This window comes from Skermanella stibiiresistens SB22 (genome assembly GCF_000576635.1).
In the GTDB taxonomy this organism is placed as follows: Bacteria; Pseudomonadota; Alphaproteobacteria; order Azospirillales; family Azospirillaceae; genus Skermanella; species Skermanella stibiiresistens.
This window is the reverse complement of the sequence record NZ_AVFL01000001.1, coordinates 326000-342842: the sequence shown is the minus strand read 5'-3', so window position 1 is coordinate 342842 and position 16843 is coordinate 326000. Positions and strand designations below refer to the sequence as shown.

Sequence of the window (16843 nt, the reverse complement as noted above, 5' to 3'; positions counted from 1 at the left end):
AAAACCTGAGGTGGACAAACCAGGCTTGGGATGATGTTCGGTAAACTGGAGCTATCCCGCGTCTATGGCATCGATGAGGCGACCGTGACGGATGACACGGTCTTTCTCACGCCCAAGGTGGCTTCCCTTTACGCGTGGTGGCGTCAACTGGCGGTGGACCGGCTGCCGCTCCGCCGCGAGTTCGACGTGCTCGACCACTGGCATTTGATACGCGAGCTGTTTCTCGTGGAAGCGCTGGCGGACGGGCAGTTCCTGATGGCGCTGGAAGGCGAAAGGGTGATCCAGTTGTTCGGCGTCAACAACTCCGGCCAGTTGATTTCCGAGGCCACCGGTCTTGGAAATTTCGGCCACGCGATCCACGACTACTACACGGGGCTGGTCAGGGACCGCGTTTGCCGGCGCTGCGTCGGAAACCTGGAACGCGTCAACAACCGGGGCTGGATCGAGTTCGAATCGATCGATTGTCCGCTGTCGCGCGATGGCGACCGGGTCGATTTCATCATCGGCGTGATCGACGTGGTCGACCAATCGGCGATCCCCGATCCCGCGAAAATCAACTCCAAGGAAGTCACCCGTCGGGAGGGAGGAACCTGGCTCGGCAAAACCGGTTGATCCACAAACAACTTAGTGGAGATCGCCATGAGCCTGGGCACCATTCTGCTGATAGTCCTGATCCTGATGCTCGTCGGTGCGCTGCCCTCATGGAACCACAGCCGTTCCTGGGGCTATTTCCCATCGGGCGCCCTGGGCGTGGTCGTCATCGTGATCATCATCCTCCTCGTGCTGGGCCGTATCTGACCCGGCCCACGGCAAATCGAAGCCGCGGGACTGGGATGCGTTGACGGGCTGGAACTTCCAGGGTGCCTCGCACCATTTGCGAAGGGCCAGCCCGTGATTCCACGCCGACGAGAACCTCAAATCGTCACGTGGAAGCCTAGGGACTGCCAGTGGATTGAACCCTGATCAGGACCTCCCGTAGTGACCGAGCAGCTTTCGGCATCCGAGGCGAACACCTCCCGCGGCACCTTCCTCTCGATCTACCCGTCGATCATCCTGCCGATGTTCCTGGCGGTGATGGACCAGACGATCATCTCGGCCGCCCTGCCGGAGATCGCGGCGTCGCTCGGGCACGTCCAGTACATATCGTGGGTCGTCGTCGCCTATCTCGTGGCGAACACGATCGCTGCGCCGGTCTATGGCCGGTTGGGCGACCTGTTCGGACGGCGGAAGCTGATGCTCGGCGCCCTGATCCTCTTCACCGGAGCCTCCGTCCTCTGCGCCTTGGCGCCCCGGATGGAGTTGCTGGTCATGGCGAGGCTGCTCCAGGGACTGGGCGGCGGCGGATTGATGACCCTGACGCAGGCGCTGGTCGGCGAGGCGGTCCCGCCACGCGAGCGCGCCCGGTTCCAGGGCTATCTGGCGGCGGTCGCCGTCTCGGCCAACGCGCTGGGACCGGTGGCCGGCGGTTATCTGACCCAGCACCTGGGCTGGCAGTCGATCTTCCTGATCAACCTTCCGCTCGGCGCCCTGGCGTTCCTCCTGGTCCTGCGGCTCAAGCCAAACCCCGGTCTCGGCGGGAAGCGGCCGTTCGACGTCAGGGGACTGCTCTACCTGTCGATCTTCGCGTCCTCGACCCTGATCGGCTTCAGCCAGGCGCAGGACTTGACCGCCGGGGCCGGTGTGGAGTTTTCCGTCCTGATGGTGACCGCGGTTATCGCCTTGATCCTGCTGATCCGGCACGAGGACAAGGCCGAATATCCGCTGCTGCCGATCAAGCTGCTGCGGAAGCCCACGATCTGGCGGACCGACGCCCTGGCGGCTTGTCATGGCGCCACCTTCGTCGCCCTGATCACCTTCATCCCCCTCTACCTCAGGGTGGTGCGGGGTGTCACCGTCGGCGAGATCGGCTTGCTGGTGCTGCCGTTGAGCGTCGGCGTGGGGCTCGGCTCGCTGTTGACCGGGCGGGCGGTCAGCCGAACCGGACGGACCGCCATCTTCCCCTCGATCGGACTTTCCTTGGCGACCATGGCGCTGGTCGTCCTGGCCATCGCCGGCGACAAGGTGGGGACCACGGCTCTGTCATGCCTTTTGGGGCTGATCGCCGTCTTCATGGGCACGGTCATGGGTGTCGTGCAGGTGACGGTGCAGGGAGCGGCAGGTCCCCGCGTGCTGGGCGCGGCGGCGGCCTCGGTCCAACTGTCCCGCTCGATCGGCGCCGCCTTCGGAACCGGCATCGTCAGCCTCGTGCTGTTCGCAGCCATCGCGGCGCACGACACCGAGATCGCCCGGCTGTTCCATGAGTTGATCCAACGTGGTCCCGACATGCTGGCGACCCTGCCCCCCGCCGTGCGGATCCACCTTCAGGAGGAGATCCGGGGCGCGTTCTTCGCCGCCTTCCTGACCATCGCGGGCTTCGCGGCGCTGGGCACCGCGCTGGCCTGGTCGATTCCCGTCCGGCGGCTGTCGGAGTGATCCCGGACGATCGGCGTCAGACGGCCAAGCGGTCGCGGTGCCGTGACAGGACCTCCTCCGGGACAATGCCCCGGCTGGTCAGGTCCTCCACCGACTTGAAGGGGCGGCTGTCCAGGATGCGCTTGGCCCGTGCCTTGCCGACATGCTTGAGGCTGACCAGTTCGGCGAAGGACGCCTTGTTGACGTTGATCGTGTCGGTCGACGCCGCCAGGGCCTTCCGCGTGGCTTTGGCTTGCGTGCCTGTCGGCTTGGTCCGCTTGGCCGCCGGCTTGACGTCGCTGTCCTCGGAATCGCCGCCCAGCGTGTTGTAGGCGACGGCGGCACCGATCGCGCCCACGGCGACGGCGGCGACCGCCCCGATCACGGTTTTCTTGTCCAATTCCATTTTTCATCGCTCCTGATGGCTTTAACAACCATAACAAGATTGATGGATGGAAAGTTCCACACTGGGTTCGCCATAACCCTCAAGCGGGTGCTAAACTTGGCTGGCGTTGGAATTGGATGGCCGCCCGCTTGACGAAGTCGACCACGCGCCGCTCGAACTCGAAGCCTTCGCGGGTGAAGCAATACCTTGGCAGGTGCCAGACATAGCCCTCGCGGGGATAGTGGATATCCATGACAGTGACCCTCGGGTCATCGATGGTCGCGGAAGGGATGATCTCCGCCCCATGGGGCCACGTCCTGAGGCAGACCATCAGCTTGTCGTCGACGCTCCAGCGCGACTTGACGGCATTCCAGAGTTGGGTGATGTGCTGGCCGGTCGACGCCGTCGGGGATCGGCTGTGAAACACCAGGACGGTCGGCGCTTCCGAGGCCATGACGGCGCGGAACTGCTTGAGGCGGCGGGTGTAGATATCAATCAAGGGTTGGAAGCCGTCTTCCGTGTAGGTGGGGCCGGTCTCGTGGTTGAAGCTGACCTTGACCTTGTGGTTGCTGATGAAGTTGTATTTCTCGACGAATCCGAGGTTTTCGGGATCGAGATAGCCCTCGAAGTCGGTCTGGAAAAGCTTGATCGTGCTGGTGATCGGGTGGACCGACAGGTCGAACGGGCCGGATTTCTCCCCCAGTTTGGCGAAGGGCTTGACGCCCCACTGCGTCAGGATGGTCCGGCTGAAGCAATCCTCGCCGATCGAGACGAACTGGATGCCTTGGAAGTCCTTCAGGTTCCTCCTCCGCTCCCCGACCTGCTCGAGCATCATGTCGAAATAGTCCCGGACCAGCGCCGCAGCGCCATCCCCGGCGTCCCGAACGACGTCCTCGTCGGCTGGCGAGACCGAAAAACTCTCGCGCGCAGTGAGGGCGAAGAAGTGCTGCAATGACCGCTTGAGGTTCGCGTCAACATAATCGTTGGAGAACTTCTCATTCCTGTAGTCATTCAAGTCCATTCTTTATCTCCATATTAGGAGTAAATCAGTACACCGCCACCCATTCCAGATAGCTTGAAAAGTAAATGCGTAGTTCGTTGTAATCGAATGCGTTAAAAATTTGTTTAACGCATGAGCTTTGACGCCGAACCCGACCGCGCTCCATGACGGATGACATGGACGGCGCCGAAGGCGACCATCAACGCCAAGCCGTACCAAGTGACCGCGTAGACCAAGTGATTGTTGTGGAAGGCGATTACCGTCATGCCGCCGACCGGCTGTTCCGGTCCGCTGGTCGCCGCGTCGGCGTCGATGAAATAGGGTGCCACAGCGGTCAGGCCGCGCGCCGCCGCGATGGCGGCGACATCGCGCGAGTACCAGCGGTCGGCCGCGGGATCGTTCGACCGCAGCGCCGTCCCGCCCGGTTCGGAGATCCGGAGCAGGCCGGTGACCGTCACCTCCCCAACCGGCTCCCCCGCCCTCCGCGTGGCGGGGTCGCGCCGATCCTGCGGCACGAAGCCGCGGTTGACCAGCACCAGCGTACCATCCAAGGCGCGTAGCGGCGTCAGCACCCAATAGCCGGCGCCAAGAGCCGTGGAGGCCACCACCTGGGCCTCGAGGTCATGCAGGAAGACGCCGGTCACGCGAACGTGCCGGTATTCATGGCCTGCCGCCGTGACCAGCGGCCACTCCAGACGGTCGGGTGCCGCCACGGCGGAGGCGTGGACCCGCGCCTCGACCCGCTCGATCAGGTCGAGCTTCCACGACCGGCGCTCGACCTGCCAAGTGCCCAGCGCCGCCAGCACGCCGAACACCAGCGCCGCCGCGACGCCGATGCCGATCAGCGACGCGGTCGAACGCCGTCGCCCGGGCGCGCCATCCCCCTCGGACACGACGGCCCGTCAGGGCATGTTGCGCATGTGCTCCGGCGACATCGGCATCATGTTGGCGTCCAGGTGGGACATCACCCACAGCGAACCGGCCAGGGTGATGACCACCAGGATGGCGGTGAAGATCAGCGCCAGCACCGTCCAGCCACCTTCCGACTTCGAGTTCATGTGCAGGAAGTAGACCATGTGGACGACGATCTGCACGAAGGCGAAGATCAGGATGACGACGGCGCCGACCTTTGGGTTGCGGAAGACGTCGTAGATCACGATCCAGAACGGGATGGCCGTCAGCACCGCCGCGAGGACGAAACCGATCAGGTAATCCTTGAAAGTCCCGTGACGGCTGCCGGAATGGGTGTGCTCGTCCGCGTCGTGATGCTCGCTTTCGGCCTGCGCGCTCATGCCAGAAGGACTCCCATCAGATAGACAAAGGTGAACACGCCGATCCAGATCACATCCAGGAAGTGCCAGAACATGCCCAGGCACATCAGGCGGCGGTGGTTTTCCGGTATGAACCCATGCATCGGCAACTGGAACATCAGCGTGACCAGCCAGATGATGCCGAAGGTGACGTGCAAGCCGTGGGTGCCCACCAGCGCGAAGAACGCGGACAGGAAGGCGCTGCGCCACGGCCCGGCGCCTTCCGAGATCATGTGGTGGAACTCGTAGAGCTCGATCCCCAGGAACGCCAGGCCGAACACCCCGGTCAGCCCAAGCCAGAACAGCGTCAGCCCCATCCGCCGCTTCTCCGCCTCCAGCATCGCCACGCCATAGGTGATGGAGGAGAACAGGAGCAGCGCCGTGTTGAGCGCCACCAGCGGCAGGTCGAACAGGTCGGCCGGCGAGGGACCGGCGGCGTAGCGGCGGCTGAGCACGCCGTATGTCGCGAACAGGACCGCGAAGATGAGCGCGTCGCTCATCAGGTAGATCCAGAATCCCAGCATGGTCCCGCTCTCGGGATGGTGACCATGCTCGTCCGTGTCGTAGAAGACCGGGGCTTCCGCCCCGGCATCCAATTCGGCCGGCCTGTTCTCCGCCAGTCGGTTTTCGGTATGTGCCGTCATGATCCCGCCTACTCCGCCGCGGCCATCGCGCGGGCGCGTCTGGTCTCGGTCCTCATGACCTCCTCGGCCGGGATGTAGTAGTCCCGCTTGTAGTTGAAGGTGTGCGCGATCGAGGTCACCAGCAGCCCGATCGCCGCGACGGCGGCGAGCCACCAGATGTACCAGATCAGGGCGAAGGCCAGGACGGTGCTGAACCCGGCGAGGATCACCCCGGTGGGGGTGTTCCTCGGCATGTGGATCGGCCGGTAGCCATCCCTCGGCGCGGCGTGGCCGCGGCGCTTCATGTCCCACCAGGCGTCCAGGTCGTGGATGACGGGGGTGAACGCGAAGTTGTAGGCGGGCGGCGGCGACGACGTCGCCCATTCCAGCGTCCGCCCCTGCCAAGGGTCACCCGTCACGTCGCGCAGCTGGTCGCGCCGCAGGATGCTGACGACGATCTGCACGATGAAGCTGGCGATGCCCAGCGCGATCAGGCAGGCGCCGAGGGTCGAGATGATGAACCAGATCTGGAGCGACGGGTCGTCGAAGTGGTTCAGCCGGCGCGTGACGCCCATCAGGCCCAGCACATACATCGGCATGAAGGTGACGTAGAACCCGATCAGCCAGAACCAGAACGACGTCTTGCCCCAGAAACTGTCGAGCTTGAAGCCGAAGGCCTTGGGCCACCAGTAATTGATGCCGGCCAGCAGGCCGAAGACCACGCCGCCGATGATGACGTTGTGGAAGTGGGCGATCAGGAACAGCCCGTTGTGCAGCACGAAGTCGGCCGGCGGCACCGCCAGCAGCACGCCCGTCATGCCGCCGATCACGAAGGTCACCATGAAGCCGATCGTCCACAGCATGGGCACCTCGAACCGGATGCGGCCCCGGTACATGGTGAACAGCCAGTTGAAGATCTTGGCGCCGGTCGGGATCGAGATGATCATCGTCGTGATGCCGAAGAAGGCGTTGACGCTGGCTCCCGAGCCCATCGTGAAGAAGTGGTGCAGCCAGACCAGATAGGACAGGATCGTGATGACCACCGTCGCGTAGACCATGGAGGCGTAGCCGAACAGGCGCTTGCCGCTGAACGTCGAGACGACTTCCGAGAAGATGCCGAAGGCGGGCAGGATCAGGATGTAGACCTCGGGATGGCCCCAGATCCAGATCAGGTTGATGTACATCATCGGGTTGCCGCCGAGATCGTTCGTGAAGAAGTGCGTCCCCACGTAACGGTCGAGCGTCAGCAGCGCCAGGGTGGCGGTAAGGACCGGGAACGCCGCGACGATCAGGACGTTGGCGCACAGCGTGGTCCAGGTGAAGACGGGCATCTTCATCATGGTCATGCCCGGAGCCCGCATCTTGACGATGGTGGCGATCAGGTTGATCCCGGATAGCGTCGTGCCGACACCGGCGACCTGCAATCCCCAGATGTAGTAATCGACCCCCACGCCTGGGCTGTAGTCGGCGCCGGACAGCGGCGGATAGGCCAGCCAGCCAGTCCGGGCGAACTCGCCGACGAACAGCGAGAGCATGGTGATCGCGGCGCCGCCGGCGGTCATCCAGAAGCTGAGATTGTTGAGGAAGGGGAACGCCACGTCGCGGGCGCCGATCTGGAGCGGCATGATCAGGTTCATCACGGCCGTGATCAACGGCATCGCGAAGAAGAAGATCATGATCACGCCATGGGCGGTGAAGACCTGATCGAAGTGGTGCGGCGGCAGATAGCCCTCGTTCGGGCCGAACGCGATGGCCTTCTGGGTCAGCATCATGATCGCGTCGGCGAAGCCCCGCAGCAGCATGATGATCGCCAGGATGCCGTACATGATCCCGATCTTCTTGTGATCGACGCTCGTGAACCACTCGTTCCAGAGATAGCCCCACTTGCCGAACCACGTCACGGCACCCATCAGCGCGATGCCGCCCAAGGCGACGGCGATGAAGGTCGCGATCAGGATCGGCTCGTGATAGGGGATGGCTTCCCAGGTCAGCCGGCCGAAGAGGATCTGAGCCAGATCAGGATTTGAGAACATTCAATCCACTCGTTCCGAGGATCGCGGGGCGGGAATGGCGGGCCATTCGTCGCCGGCGCTATTCGTTGGTCTTGTTGTTCAACTGCGCGGGCGCCGAGCCATCGGGCGCGTTCGGCATGGCGTGGCCTTGATGCGCGTCGGGTCCGGGCTGGGGCTGGTTGGTCTCCGGCGCGTTCGACTTGGGGCTCATGCCTTCGGGCTGGACATCGTTGTCGCGCGGCGCACGGCCCGACGCGGGATAGGTGGCGCCCGGAGCCTCATGACCTTCCTGCATGCGGAGGTTGTCGTACTGCAGGCGCTCGCGGTTCCCGTGGCTTTCCAGGCCGGCTCCGCCCATGGCGTCGATGTGGTGCATCTCGCTCATGCACATCTTGCCCGGCGTCACGCACATGTTGAGGACGGCGTCGTAGAGCCCGTTCTCGACCGACGCGAAGTGCTGGACGGGTGTCCGCTCGCTCGGCTTTTCAAGCTCCAGGTAGCCGGCCCGGTCGAGCGGCTTGCCGCCCTCCTTGACCTTGGCGACCCATTGGTCGAAGCCCTGCTGGGACATGCCGTGGAAGGCGAAGTTCATCCGCGAGAAGCCGGCGCCGCTGTAGTTGGCCGAGAAGCCGTTGTAGACGCCTTCCCGGTTGATCACGGCGTGGAGCTGAGTCTGCATCCCGGCCATGGCGTAGACCTGCCCCGCCAGCGCCGGAATGAAGAAGGAGTTCATCACGGTCGCCGACGTGATCTTGAACGAGACCGGCACATCCACCGGCGCCACCAGTTCGTTGACGGTCGCGATGCCCTGCTCCGGGTAGAAGAACAGCCATTTCCAATCGAGCGCCACCACCTGGATGTCCAGGTGCTTGACGTCCGGTGGCAAGGGCCGCGAGGCGTCGAGCCGCGTCAGCGGCCGGTAGGGATCGAGCGTGTGGGTGGCGAGCCAGGTTATGGCACCCAGCGCTATGATGATCGCCAGCGGGGCCGACCAGATCACCACCTCCAATTGGGTGGAGTGGTGCCAGTCCGGGTCGTACACCGCGTCCTTGTTGTCCGCGCGATAGCGCCGCGCGAAGACCAGGGTCAGCACGATGACGGGCACGATGATCAGCAGCATCAGCACCGTGGACATGATGATGAGGTTGCGCTGCTGTATCGCCACGTCGCCGGACGGGTTCATGAGCACGGTGCCGCACCCGCTCAGCAGGATCGGCAGAAGCAGGGCCGCCACCGCTCGGAGCGGAGCCGCTGATCGCCGCCCGGCTGAATCTCGGTTGGCCGGGTTTCGGTTGTTAAATCCTTGACGCATTCCGCTATCCAGGGGCACCTCGGCGCTCCAACTGCGTTTCGTTCGGTATTCGTCCGGCGAGAAGACCTCGAGCCTTGCTTTTAACGGCTTCAACGGGCGGTGACGGTCAAGGATCCGCTGGAAACTCCCGCCTGGGATCGATTTTCCACCGGTTGAACCAGGGAAACCAAGCCTTGTCCTCTCGCGTCCCCAATCGGCGTCCCGAGGCTTGACCTTGACGCCTTTGACGAAGGACGACGGCGTGATAGCATATTAGCGTATGCTGGGCCAGCGTCGAGATTCATTCCGCACTGGCGAAGGAGGGAGTTTAGCGGTTTCCATGAGTGTTAATAACGGCGTGTCCAACTCGGCACCGCTCGAGCGAGACGCTCGCCTGGTGTCGACAGACCACAAAGTCGCGCCCGAGGAGATCGCGCTCGGCGTCGTGATCGGGCGCACGGCGGAGTTCTTCGACTTCTTCGTCTACGGCATCGGCTCGGTCCTGGTCTTCCCCAGCCTGTTCTTCCCGTTCGTCGATCCGCTGACGGGAACCATTTATTCGTTCATGGTCTTCTCGCTGGCGTTCATCGCCAGGCCGATCGGCTCGATGATCTTCATGACGGTCGACCGCCTGCACGGGCGCGGCGTCAAGCTGACCGCGGCCATGCTGATGCTGGGTTTCTCCACGGCGGTGATCAGTTTCCTGCCCGGCTACGACCAGATCGGCGCCGCCAGCATCTTCCTGCTGGGCGTATGCCGCGTCGGCCAGGGATTGGCGCTTGGCGGCGCCTGGGACGGCCTCTCCTCGCTGCTGTCGTTGAACGCGCCGCGCGGCCGCCGCGGCTGGTACGCCATGATGCCGCAATTGGGGGCCCCGCTGGGCTTCCTGCTGGCGAGTGGCTTGTTCGCCTATTTCGTCATCAACCTGACGGCCGAGGACTTCCTCGGCTGGGGCTGGCGCTATCCCTTCTACGTCGCCTTCACGATCAACGTCGTGGCATTGTTCGCCCGGCTGCGGCTGGTCGCCACGGACGAATTCGTGCGGCAGCTTGAATCCCGCGAGCTGATGCCGGTCAGCGTCGCCGACATGTTCGCGGCCCAGGGGCGGTTCGTGCTGATCGGCGCCTTCGTGCCGCTCGCCAGCTTCGCCCTGTTCCATCTGGTGACGATCTTCCCGCTGAGCTGGGTGACGCTGTTCTCCGACCGGTCGAGCGGCGGCTTCCTGCTGGTGCAGTGCGCCGGGGCGGCGGTCGGCGCCGTCGCGATCGTCATGTCGGGCATCATCGCCGACCGCATCGGCCGCCGCCCCCTGCTGGCGATCTGCGCCGCGCTGATCGCCGTGTTCAGCGCGGTGACGCCGTGGCTGCTGGGGGGTGGCTCGACCGGCCAGACCGCATTCATCGTGCTGGGCTTCGGCTTGCTGGGCCTGTCGTTCGGCCAAGCGTCGGGCGCCGTCACCTCCAACTTCTCCAGCCAGTACCGCTACACCGGGGCCGCCTTGACGTCGGACCTGTCCTGGCTGATCGGCGCCGGCTTCGCGCCGCTGGTGGCGCTTGGCTTTTCCAGCCGCTTCGGGCTGGGGTGGGTCAGCGTCTACCTGCTCTCGGGAGCGGTCTGCACCCTGGCCTCGCTCCTGTTCAACAAGCTGGAGACGCAGGAGTCGTCGTCGGGCCAGCGGGTCCGTCCAGCATCCCGCTGATCCCGGCAATCAGGCCGGCACGGTCCGCCGCGTCTCGTCCAGCCGACGGGCCAGCTGTTCGGCGAACTTGGCGGTGGCGACAGGCAGGGTGCGGCCCCTCTGCTGCCCCAGGACCAGCGGACCATGGGCCAAGTCGATGTCGCTCAGCGGCAGCACGGCGAGGCCCGGGTCCGTCTCCTCGACCGGAGCGCCGATCTCGATCTGGAACGTCACCACCTCGCCCGAGCGGGCGAGGTTCCGGAGCATCTCGAACGAGTTCGATTCAAGCTCGACCGAGAGCTTGGTCGAACTGACGGCCAGCAGGTCGTCCAGGATGGCGCGGGTGCCGAAGCTGCCATCCGGCAAGGCGATCGGGTACTGGGCGCAATCGCGCAGGCGCAGGACGCTCTTGCCCACCAGCGGGTGATCGGCTGCGACGATCGCCACGATCCGCTGCCCCAGGGTCACCAGCGGCTGGAATTCCGCCGCCTTGCGCGGGCTGAAGATGATCGCGAGGTCGGTCTCGAAGTCGCGCAGCATCCGGATCGCAGAGCCCTGGTCGACCACCGTGATCTGGAAGCTGACCAGCGGGAAGCGCGCGCGGAACGCCGATATCTCCTTCGGCAGGAAGGAGTTGACCAGCGCTTGGCTGCACGCGATCCGGACATGGCCGCGCCTCATTCCCGACAGGTCCTCGATATGGGAGCGGACCCGCTCCAGGTCGGCCGCCTGGGTCCGAACCCAGCGGATGAAGCTTTCCCCGGCGGCGGTCAGCCGGATGCCGTGGGCCGAGCGTTCGAAGATCGCGGCGCCCAGATCCTCCTCGACATCCTGGATGCGGCGCTGGAGCGCCGACGGCGTGACGTTCAAGTGCTCGGCCGCCTTGCGGAGCGAGCCGAACCGCGCCGCCTCCTCGACATAGCGCCAAATCCGCATGTGCCTCATGGAGCCATTCCCTAGTGTGTATACTTTCCGGCATCACCATAGCGAGAAAACGGCGTTTGAGGTGAATCGCCAAGCCTCCTAGCCTCTCCGGCAGATCAGGATCCTTCTTCAGGAGAGACAGGCCCATGCGTGACACCCTCGCCAGATGGCCCATCGTTTTCGCGGCGGCCTTGGCCGCGACCTTCGCGATGGCCGGAGCCGCCCAGGCGCAAACCCCGGTAAAGCTGGTTCTCAACTGGAAGTACCAGGGACCGCAGGCGCTGTTCTTCATCGCCGAGGACAAGGGCTACTTCAAGGCCGAGGGGTTGGACGTCACGGTCGACCAGGGCGAGGGTTCGGCGGCGTCGATCACCAAGGTCGCGACCGGCGCCTACGAGTTCGGCTTCGGCGACGTCAACGCCTTGATCACATTGGCCTCCAAGTCGCCGGACGAGGCGCCGCTGACCGTCTACATGATGTACAACACGCCGCCCTTCACCATCGCGGTCAAGTCCGACAGCCCGATCAAGACCGCCAAGGACCTGGAGGGCAAGACACTGGGCGGCCCCGCCAACGACGGCGCGCTGAAGCTGTTCCCGGCCTTCACCCAGGTGGCGGGGATCGACGCCTCGAAGGTCGAGATCACCAACATGCAGGCGAACCTGCGTGAGCAGATGCTGACGCGCGGCCAGGTTGACGGCGTGTTCGGTTATGTCAACACGATCGCCTTCAGCGCCAAGAGCGCCGGGATGAACCCGGACAAGGACTTTCGCTTCATCAATTACGGCGACTACGGGATGGACCTGTATTCCAACGCGATCGTCGTCTCCAAGCCCTTCGCCAAGGCCAATCCCGAGGCGGTCAAGGGCTTCGTCCGCGCCATCAACAAGGCCACCAAGGACATGATCGCCGATCCCGCCGGCTCGGTGGACGCCGTGATGAAGCGCGAGCCGCTGCTGAACAAGCAGGTCGAGATCGAGCGCACCATCGCCACCCTCAAGATGGAGATGAACCATCCCGAGATCGCCAAGGTCGGCCTGGGCGACGTCGACCCCGAGCGCCTGAGGCGGGCGATCGACATGGTGGTCAAGGCCAACGGGCTGGAGCGGACGCCGGACGCCGCGACCATCTTCACCGACGCCTATCTGCCGCCGCTATCCGAGCGCCCGACCAAAGTCGTCAACTGAGAAACGCGGAAACCAGCATCATGGAACTCGGTTTGCGGGGACGCGCCGTCATCATCACGGGTCCCGCCAAGGGAATGGGCGAGGCCGTCACCATGGCCTTCGCCGGCGAGGGCTGCCGGCTGGCGCTGATCGGGCGCGACACCGCCGCGATCGAGCCGGTCGCCGAACGGGCCCGCGCCCTGGGCGTCGAGGCGATCGTCATCGCCTGCGACATCACGGACGAGGTCCAATGCGCCGCCGCCGCCGAGCGCACCGTCGGCGCCTTCGGACGGATCGACGTGCTGGTCAACGTGGCGGGCGGCTCCGGCCCGGTCGGCAAGACCGGGTGGGAGACCACGCGCGACGAGTTCGACGAGATCGTCGAGCTGAACATGACCGGTTGCTTCAACACCATGAGCGCCGTGATGCCGACCCTGATCCGCCAGCGTTACGGCAAGATCGTCAATGTCGGGGGCACCTTCGGCATGCGCGGCCGGGCCGGACGGATGGCCTATTCAGCGTCCAAATGGGGCCTGCGCGGCATCACCAAGTCCTTCGCGCTGGAGGCCGGTCCCCACAACGTCAACGTCAACTGCGTGGCGCCCGGCATGGTCGAGGGGCCACGCTTCCGCGGCAAGGTGGTGCCGGAGATGGCCCGCCGGCTCGGCATCACCGAGGACGAGGCGGCCGAGCGCCACGCCGCCGATTACGCCCTGAGACGGGTCTCCACCGGGGAGGACGTGGCCCAGGCCTGCCTCTTCCTCGCCAGCGACGCGGCCCGCCAGATCACCGGCGTCGATCTGCCGGTCGATGGCGGCTGGGCATCCCTCTAAGCGAGAAGAAACAAGACCATGGAACCGAACCGCACCCCCACCCCCGCCTCCTCGCCGGTCGATCTCGTCATCACGGGCGGCACCATCGTCACCGACCAGACCAGCTTCAAGGGCGCCGTGGCGATCCGTGACGGCAAGGTCGTCGCCGTCGGCTCCGACGACACGATGCCCGAGGCCCGCGAGACCTTCGACGCCACCGGCCTGCACCTGCTGCCCGGCGCCATCGACGCGCATGTCCACTACCGCGAGCCCGGCTACACCCATAAGGAGGACTGGCGCACCGGGACGGCGGCGGCCGCGATGGGCGGCGTGACCACGGTGTTCGAGATGCCCAACACCAACCCGCCGACCGCCACCGTCGAGGCGTTGCGGCTGAAGCAGAAGGCGGCGGAGAAGGCCTATGTCGATTTCGGCCTCTACGGCCTGCTGGCCGAGGACAACCTGGACCAGTTGGAGGCCCTGATCGAGGGCGGGGTCGCCGCCTTCAAATGCTTCATGGGCAACACGTTTGGCAACCTGCCCTCCCCGTCCACCGGCGCCATGCTGGAAGGCTTCGAGATCATCGCGCGCCATGGCCTGCGCATCTCGCTGCACGCCGAGACCGCGTCGATCATGGCGCTTCGTCAGAAGAAGCTGATGGAGGCCGGCCGCACGGACCCGCTGGCACATCTGGCGTCGCGCCCGGCCGTGGTCGCGACCGAGGCGGTTTCCCGCGCCGCCGTCCTGGCGGAATGGACGGGTGCCCGCATCCACATCCTGCACATCTCGTCGGGCGACGAGCTGCGCCCGCTGCGCGACGCCAAGGCGCGCGGCGTCGACATCACCGGCGAGACCTGCCCGCACTACCTGCTGTTCGACGAGAACGCCTACACCGATCTGGGCCCGATCATCCGCGTCAACCCGCCGGTCCGCGAGAAACATCATCAGCGGGCGCTGTGGGAAGGATTGAAGGACGGCACGATCGACATGATCGCGACCGACCACGCGCCGCACGACCCCGAGGAGAAGACCCGCGAGGTCATCTGGCGCGCCGATTGCGGCTTCCCCGGCGTCGAGACCCAGATGGCGCTGATGCTGACCCAGGTGAACGCCGGATCGCTGTCGCTGACCGACTATGTCCGCCTGTCCTCGACGGCTCCCGCCAAGGCGTTCGGCCTGTTCCCGCACAAGGGCGCGCTGGTCCCCGGCTCCGACGCCGACATCGCCATCGTGGATCTGGGACGACGCGAGACCATCCGGGCCGAGGCGCTGCACTCGCGCGGCAAGATCACGCCGTTCGAGGGCTTCGAGGTCGTCGGAGTCCCGGTCCACACCCTGGTGCGCGGCCGCTTCGTGATGCGTGACCGAAAGCTGATCGAGGAGGCCACCGGCTGGGGCCTGTCGGTTACCCGGGTCCAGGCGATGCCCAAGCCGGAGCCGCGCCATGTCGACGAGACCACGGCGGCGATCACGGGCGGGAAATCGGGACAAGCCGGCTCGTCCACCCAGGAGGCCGCATGACGACCAACCCCGTCCCCTTCGCCCGCGTGGCGCCCATCCCAACGGCTCCTCCGGCGCCGCCGCCTCCCGAGCCCCAGCGGAAGCTGTTCATCGAGTTGGAGAAGGTCACCGTCTCCTATGGCAAGGGCGAGACCGCGACCCAGGCGCTGGCCGAGGTCTCGCTGCGCGCCGGCGAGGGTGATTTCATAGCCCTGGTCGGCCCTTCCGGCTGCGGCAAGTCCACCATCCTCAAGCTGGTCGGCGACCTGCTGAAGGCCACGAGCGGCAATGTCTTCGTTGCGGGCCGCGAGGTCGGCGCCCAGGACGTGCGGATCGGCATGGCCTTCCAGAACCCGACTCTGCTGCCCTGGCTGACCATCCGCGACAACGTCATGCTGCCGCTCAAGATCGTCCAGCCGTTCCGGGCGGACTGGCGCCAGAAGCGGAAGACCGAGTACCGCGACCGGGCGGAAGCCCTGCTCGCCAAGGTCGGCCTGAAGGATTTCGGGTCCAAGTTCCCGTGGCAGCTGTCGGGCGGCATGCAGCAGCGGGCGTCGCTGTGCCGCGCGCTGATCCACGATCCCAACCTGCTGTTGCTGGATGAGCCGTTCGGCGCCCTGGACCAGTTCACCCGCGAGGAGCTGTGGGGCATCCTCCAGACCTTGTGGATCGACACCAAGCCGACCGTGCTGCTGGTCACCCATGACCTGCGGGAAAGCGCCTTCCTCGCCAACCGCATCGTGGTGATGAGCGCCAGGCCCGGCCGCATCCTGGTGGACGAACCGGTGGCGTTCGCCCGACCGCGCACGATCGACACCACCTACGAGCCCGGTTTCACCAACCTGACCCACAAGCTGCGCACGCTGATCGTCGAAGCGCGTGGCGCGGCGGGAGCGACGTGATGACCAGCGTCAAGACCGAGAAAATCGCCTCCGCCGCCCTGATCGTCGGCGTCTTCATCGTCTGGGAGATCGCCTGCCTCGTCTTCGGCATCAGCGAGTTCGTCCTGCCCCGGCCGACCCAGATCATCTTCACGCTGGTCGACCGCTGGCCGGCGCTGATGCCGCACGCGGTCCAGACGCTCTACACCACGCTGGTGGGATTCGCTCTGGGTGTCTCGGCGGGCGTGCTGATCGGGATGCTGATCGGTTCGTCCCGGCTGGCCTACAACGTCGCTTTCCCGCTGCTGGTGGGCTTCTCGTCCATCCCCAAGGTCGCGGTGGTGCCGATTTTCGTGCTGTGGTTCGGGTCCGGCACGGTGCCGGCGATCCTGACCTCGATGATCATCTCGGTGTTCCCGGTCGTGGTCAACATGGCGACCGGCCTCGCCACGACCGAGCCGGAGCTGGAGGACGTGCTGCGCACGATGAAGGCGACCAAGCGGGATATCCTGCTGAATATCGGCCTGCCCCGGGCGATGCCCTACCTGTTCGCCTCGCTCAAGGTCGCGGTGACGCTGTCCTTCGTCGGCACCGTGATCTCCGAGACGGTCGCGTCCAACAAGGGCATCGGCAACATGATGCTGATCGCGTCGTCCAACTTCAACGTCCCGCTGGTCTTCGCCGGGCTGTTCATCCTGGCGGGGCTGGGCATCGCCCTCTACGTGATCTTCTCGCTGATCGAGCGCCGCGTCACCGGCTGGGCCAACCGCAAGACCGAATTCGCGATGGGCTGAGGCCCCGCACACCCTT

Annotated in this window: 17 protein-coding genes; 9 read left to right on the top strand and 8 right to left on the bottom strand. The window is 65.4% G+C overall.

Annotated elements, in window-relative coordinates; translation table 11 throughout:
- The first annotated feature begins 30 nt into the window (after positions 1-30).
- From N825_RS01490 to N825_RS01480, 3 genes are all read left to right on the top strand, one after another.
- The gene (locus N825_RS01490) at positions 31-612 is read left to right on the top strand and encodes a PAS domain-containing protein (protein ID WP_037446030.1); all 582 of its coding nucleotides are present in this window, start codon (positions 31-33) and stop codon (positions 610-612) included.
- 27 nt (positions 613-639) lie between these two features.
- Positions 640-798 (top strand): DUF3309 family protein, encoded by a 159-nt coding sequence (locus N825_RS37665; RefSeq protein ID WP_037446464.1) that lies wholly within the window; start codon positions 640-642, stop codon positions 796-798.
- Positions 799-978: 180 nt separating this feature from the next.
- Positions 979-2472, top strand: coding sequence for an MFS transporter (locus tag N825_RS01480; protein ID WP_051511383.1), 1494 nt, complete (start codon positions 979-981; stop codon positions 2470-2472).
- A gap of 16 nt (positions 2473-2488) precedes the next feature.
- Here the strand turns inward: N825_RS01480 and N825_RS01475 are convergent, their stop codons facing one another.
- The 7 genes from N825_RS01475 to cyoA form a co-directional block, all read right to left on the bottom strand.
- The gene (locus N825_RS01475; RefSeq protein ID WP_037446029.1) at positions 2489-2857 is read right to left on the bottom strand and encodes a ComEA family DNA-binding protein; all 369 of its coding nucleotides are present in this window, start codon (positions 2855-2857) and stop codon (positions 2489-2491) included.
- A gap of 79 nt (positions 2858-2936) precedes the next feature.
- On the bottom strand, positions 2937-3857 hold the full coding sequence (locus N825_RS01470; protein ID WP_037446028.1) for a DUF1796 family putative cysteine peptidase: 921 nt from the start codon (positions 3855-3857) through the stop codon (positions 2937-2939).
- A 104-nt stretch (positions 3858-3961) separates the two neighbouring features.
- Positions 3962-4729 carry an SURF1 family protein gene (locus N825_RS01465; RefSeq protein WP_084164151.1) on the bottom strand — a complete coding sequence of 256 codons (768 nt, stop codon included), beginning with the start codon at positions 4727-4729 and terminating at the stop codon, positions 3962-3964.
- 9 nt (positions 4730-4738) lie between these two features.
- A complete protein-coding gene (cyoD, locus tag N825_RS01460) occupies positions 4739-5128 on the bottom strand; it encodes a cytochrome o ubiquinol oxidase subunit IV (RefSeq protein WP_037446027.1) in 390 nt (129 codons plus the stop codon).
- A complete protein-coding gene (cyoC, locus tag N825_RS01455) occupies positions 5125-5790 on the bottom strand; it encodes a cytochrome o ubiquinol oxidase subunit III (RefSeq protein WP_051511382.1) in 666 nt (221 codons plus the stop codon). The genes cyoD and cyoC overlap by 4 nt, the downstream gene beginning before the upstream one ends.
- A gap of 8 nt (positions 5791-5798) precedes the next feature.
- Positions 5799-7802 (bottom strand): cytochrome o ubiquinol oxidase subunit I, encoded by a 2004-nt coding sequence (gene cyoB, locus N825_RS01450; protein ID WP_037446026.1) that lies wholly within the window; start codon positions 7800-7802, stop codon positions 5799-5801.
- Positions 7803-7860: 58 nt separating this feature from the next.
- On the bottom strand, positions 7861-9015 hold the full coding sequence (cyoA, locus tag N825_RS01445) for a ubiquinol oxidase subunit II (protein WP_037446025.1): 1155 nt from the start codon (positions 9013-9015) through the stop codon (positions 7861-7863).
- Positions 9016-9469: 454 nt separating this feature from the next.
- On the opposite strand from cyoA, the gene N825_RS01440 reads away from it, so the two are divergent.
- Positions 9470-10771 carry an MFS transporter gene (locus N825_RS01440; RefSeq protein WP_342666002.1) on the top strand — a complete coding sequence of 434 codons (1302 nt, stop codon included), beginning with the start codon at positions 9470-9472 and terminating at the stop codon, positions 10769-10771.
- Between the two features lie 9 nt (positions 10772-10780).
- Here the strand turns inward: N825_RS01440 and N825_RS01435 are convergent, their stop codons facing one another.
- A complete protein-coding gene (locus N825_RS01435; RefSeq protein ID WP_037446024.1) occupies positions 10781-11695 on the bottom strand; it encodes a LysR family transcriptional regulator in 915 nt (304 codons plus the stop codon).
- Positions 11696-11820: 125 nt separating this feature from the next.
- Between N825_RS01435 and N825_RS01430 the strand changes: the two genes are divergently transcribed.
- Genes N825_RS01430 through N825_RS01410 form a run of 5 tightly spaced genes read left to right on the top strand, consistent with a single transcriptional unit; the run spans position 11821 to position 16827 of the window.
- A complete protein-coding gene (locus N825_RS01430; protein ID WP_051511380.1) occupies positions 11821-12861 on the top strand; it encodes an ABC transporter substrate-binding protein in 1041 nt (346 codons plus the stop codon).
- Positions 12862-12881: 20 nt separating this feature from the next.
- Positions 12882-13673 carry an SDR family NAD(P)-dependent oxidoreductase gene (locus N825_RS01425; protein ID WP_037446023.1) on the top strand — a complete coding sequence of 264 codons (792 nt, stop codon included), beginning with the start codon at positions 12882-12884 and terminating at the stop codon, positions 13671-13673.
- Positions 13674-13691: 18 nt separating this feature from the next.
- Entirely contained in the window at positions 13692-15173 is a 1482-nt protein-coding gene (gene allB / locus N825_RS01420) for an allantoinase AllB (RefSeq protein WP_051511379.1), read from the top strand.
- Positions 15170-16054 carry an ABC transporter ATP-binding protein gene (locus tag N825_RS01415; RefSeq protein ID WP_084164145.1) on the top strand — a complete coding sequence of 295 codons (885 nt, stop codon included), beginning with the start codon at positions 15170-15172 and terminating at the stop codon, positions 16052-16054. The genes allB and N825_RS01415 overlap by 4 nt, the downstream gene beginning before the upstream one ends.
- Positions 16054-16827 carry an ABC transporter permease gene (locus N825_RS01410; RefSeq protein ID WP_037446022.1) on the top strand — a complete coding sequence of 258 codons (774 nt, stop codon included), beginning with the start codon at positions 16054-16056 and terminating at the stop codon, positions 16825-16827. The genes N825_RS01415 and N825_RS01410 overlap by 1 nt, the downstream gene beginning before the upstream one ends.
- Positions 16828-16843 lie beyond the last annotated feature (16 nt).

Excerpts from the sequence above, each read along its gene's own strand:
- allB (WP_051511379.1), top strand. The coding sequence starts at position 13,692 with ATGGAACCGAACCGCACCCCCACCCCCGCCTCCTCGCCGGTCGATCTC.
- N825_RS37665 (WP_037446464.1), top strand. The coding sequence starts at position 640 with ATGAGCCTGGGCACCATTCTGCTGATAGTCCTGATCCTGATGCTCGTC.
- N825_RS01430 (WP_051511380.1), top strand. The coding sequence starts at position 11,821 with ATGCGTGACACCCTCGCCAGATGGCCCATCGTTTTCGCGGCGGCCTTG.
- cyoC (WP_051511382.1), bottom strand. The coding sequence starts at position 5,790 with ATGACGGCACATACCGAAAACCGACTGGCGGAGAACAGGCCGGCCGAA.
- cyoD (WP_037446027.1), bottom strand. The coding sequence starts at position 5,128 with ATGAGCGCGCAGGCCGAAAGCGAGCATCACGACGCGGACGAGCACACC.
- N825_RS01435 (WP_037446024.1), bottom strand. The coding sequence starts at position 11,695 with ATGAGGCACATGCGGATTTGGCGCTATGTCGAGGAGGCGGCGCGGTTC.
- N825_RS01415 (WP_084164145.1), top strand. The coding sequence starts at position 15,170 with ATGACGACCAACCCCGTCCCCTTCGCCCGCGTGGCGCCCATCCCAACG.
- N825_RS01425 (WP_037446023.1), top strand. The coding sequence starts at position 12,882 with ATGGAACTCGGTTTGCGGGGACGCGCCGTCATCATCACGGGTCCCGCC.
- N825_RS01475 (WP_037446029.1), bottom strand. The coding sequence starts at position 2,857 with ATGGAATTGGACAAGAAAACCGTGATCGGGGCGGTCGCCGCCGTCGCC.
- N825_RS01410 (WP_037446022.1), top strand. The coding sequence starts at position 16,054 with ATGACCAGCGTCAAGACCGAGAAAATCGCCTCCGCCGCCCTGATCGTC.
- N825_RS01470 (WP_037446028.1), bottom strand. The coding sequence starts at position 3,857 with ATGGACTTGAATGACTACAGGAATGAGAAGTTCTCCAACGATTATGTT.
- cyoB (WP_037446026.1), bottom strand. The coding sequence starts at position 7,802 with ATGTTCTCAAATCCTGATCTGGCTCAGATCCTCTTCGGCCGGCTGACC.
- N825_RS01490 (WP_037446030.1), top strand. The coding sequence starts at position 31 with ATGATGTTCGGTAAACTGGAGCTATCCCGCGTCTATGGCATCGATGAG.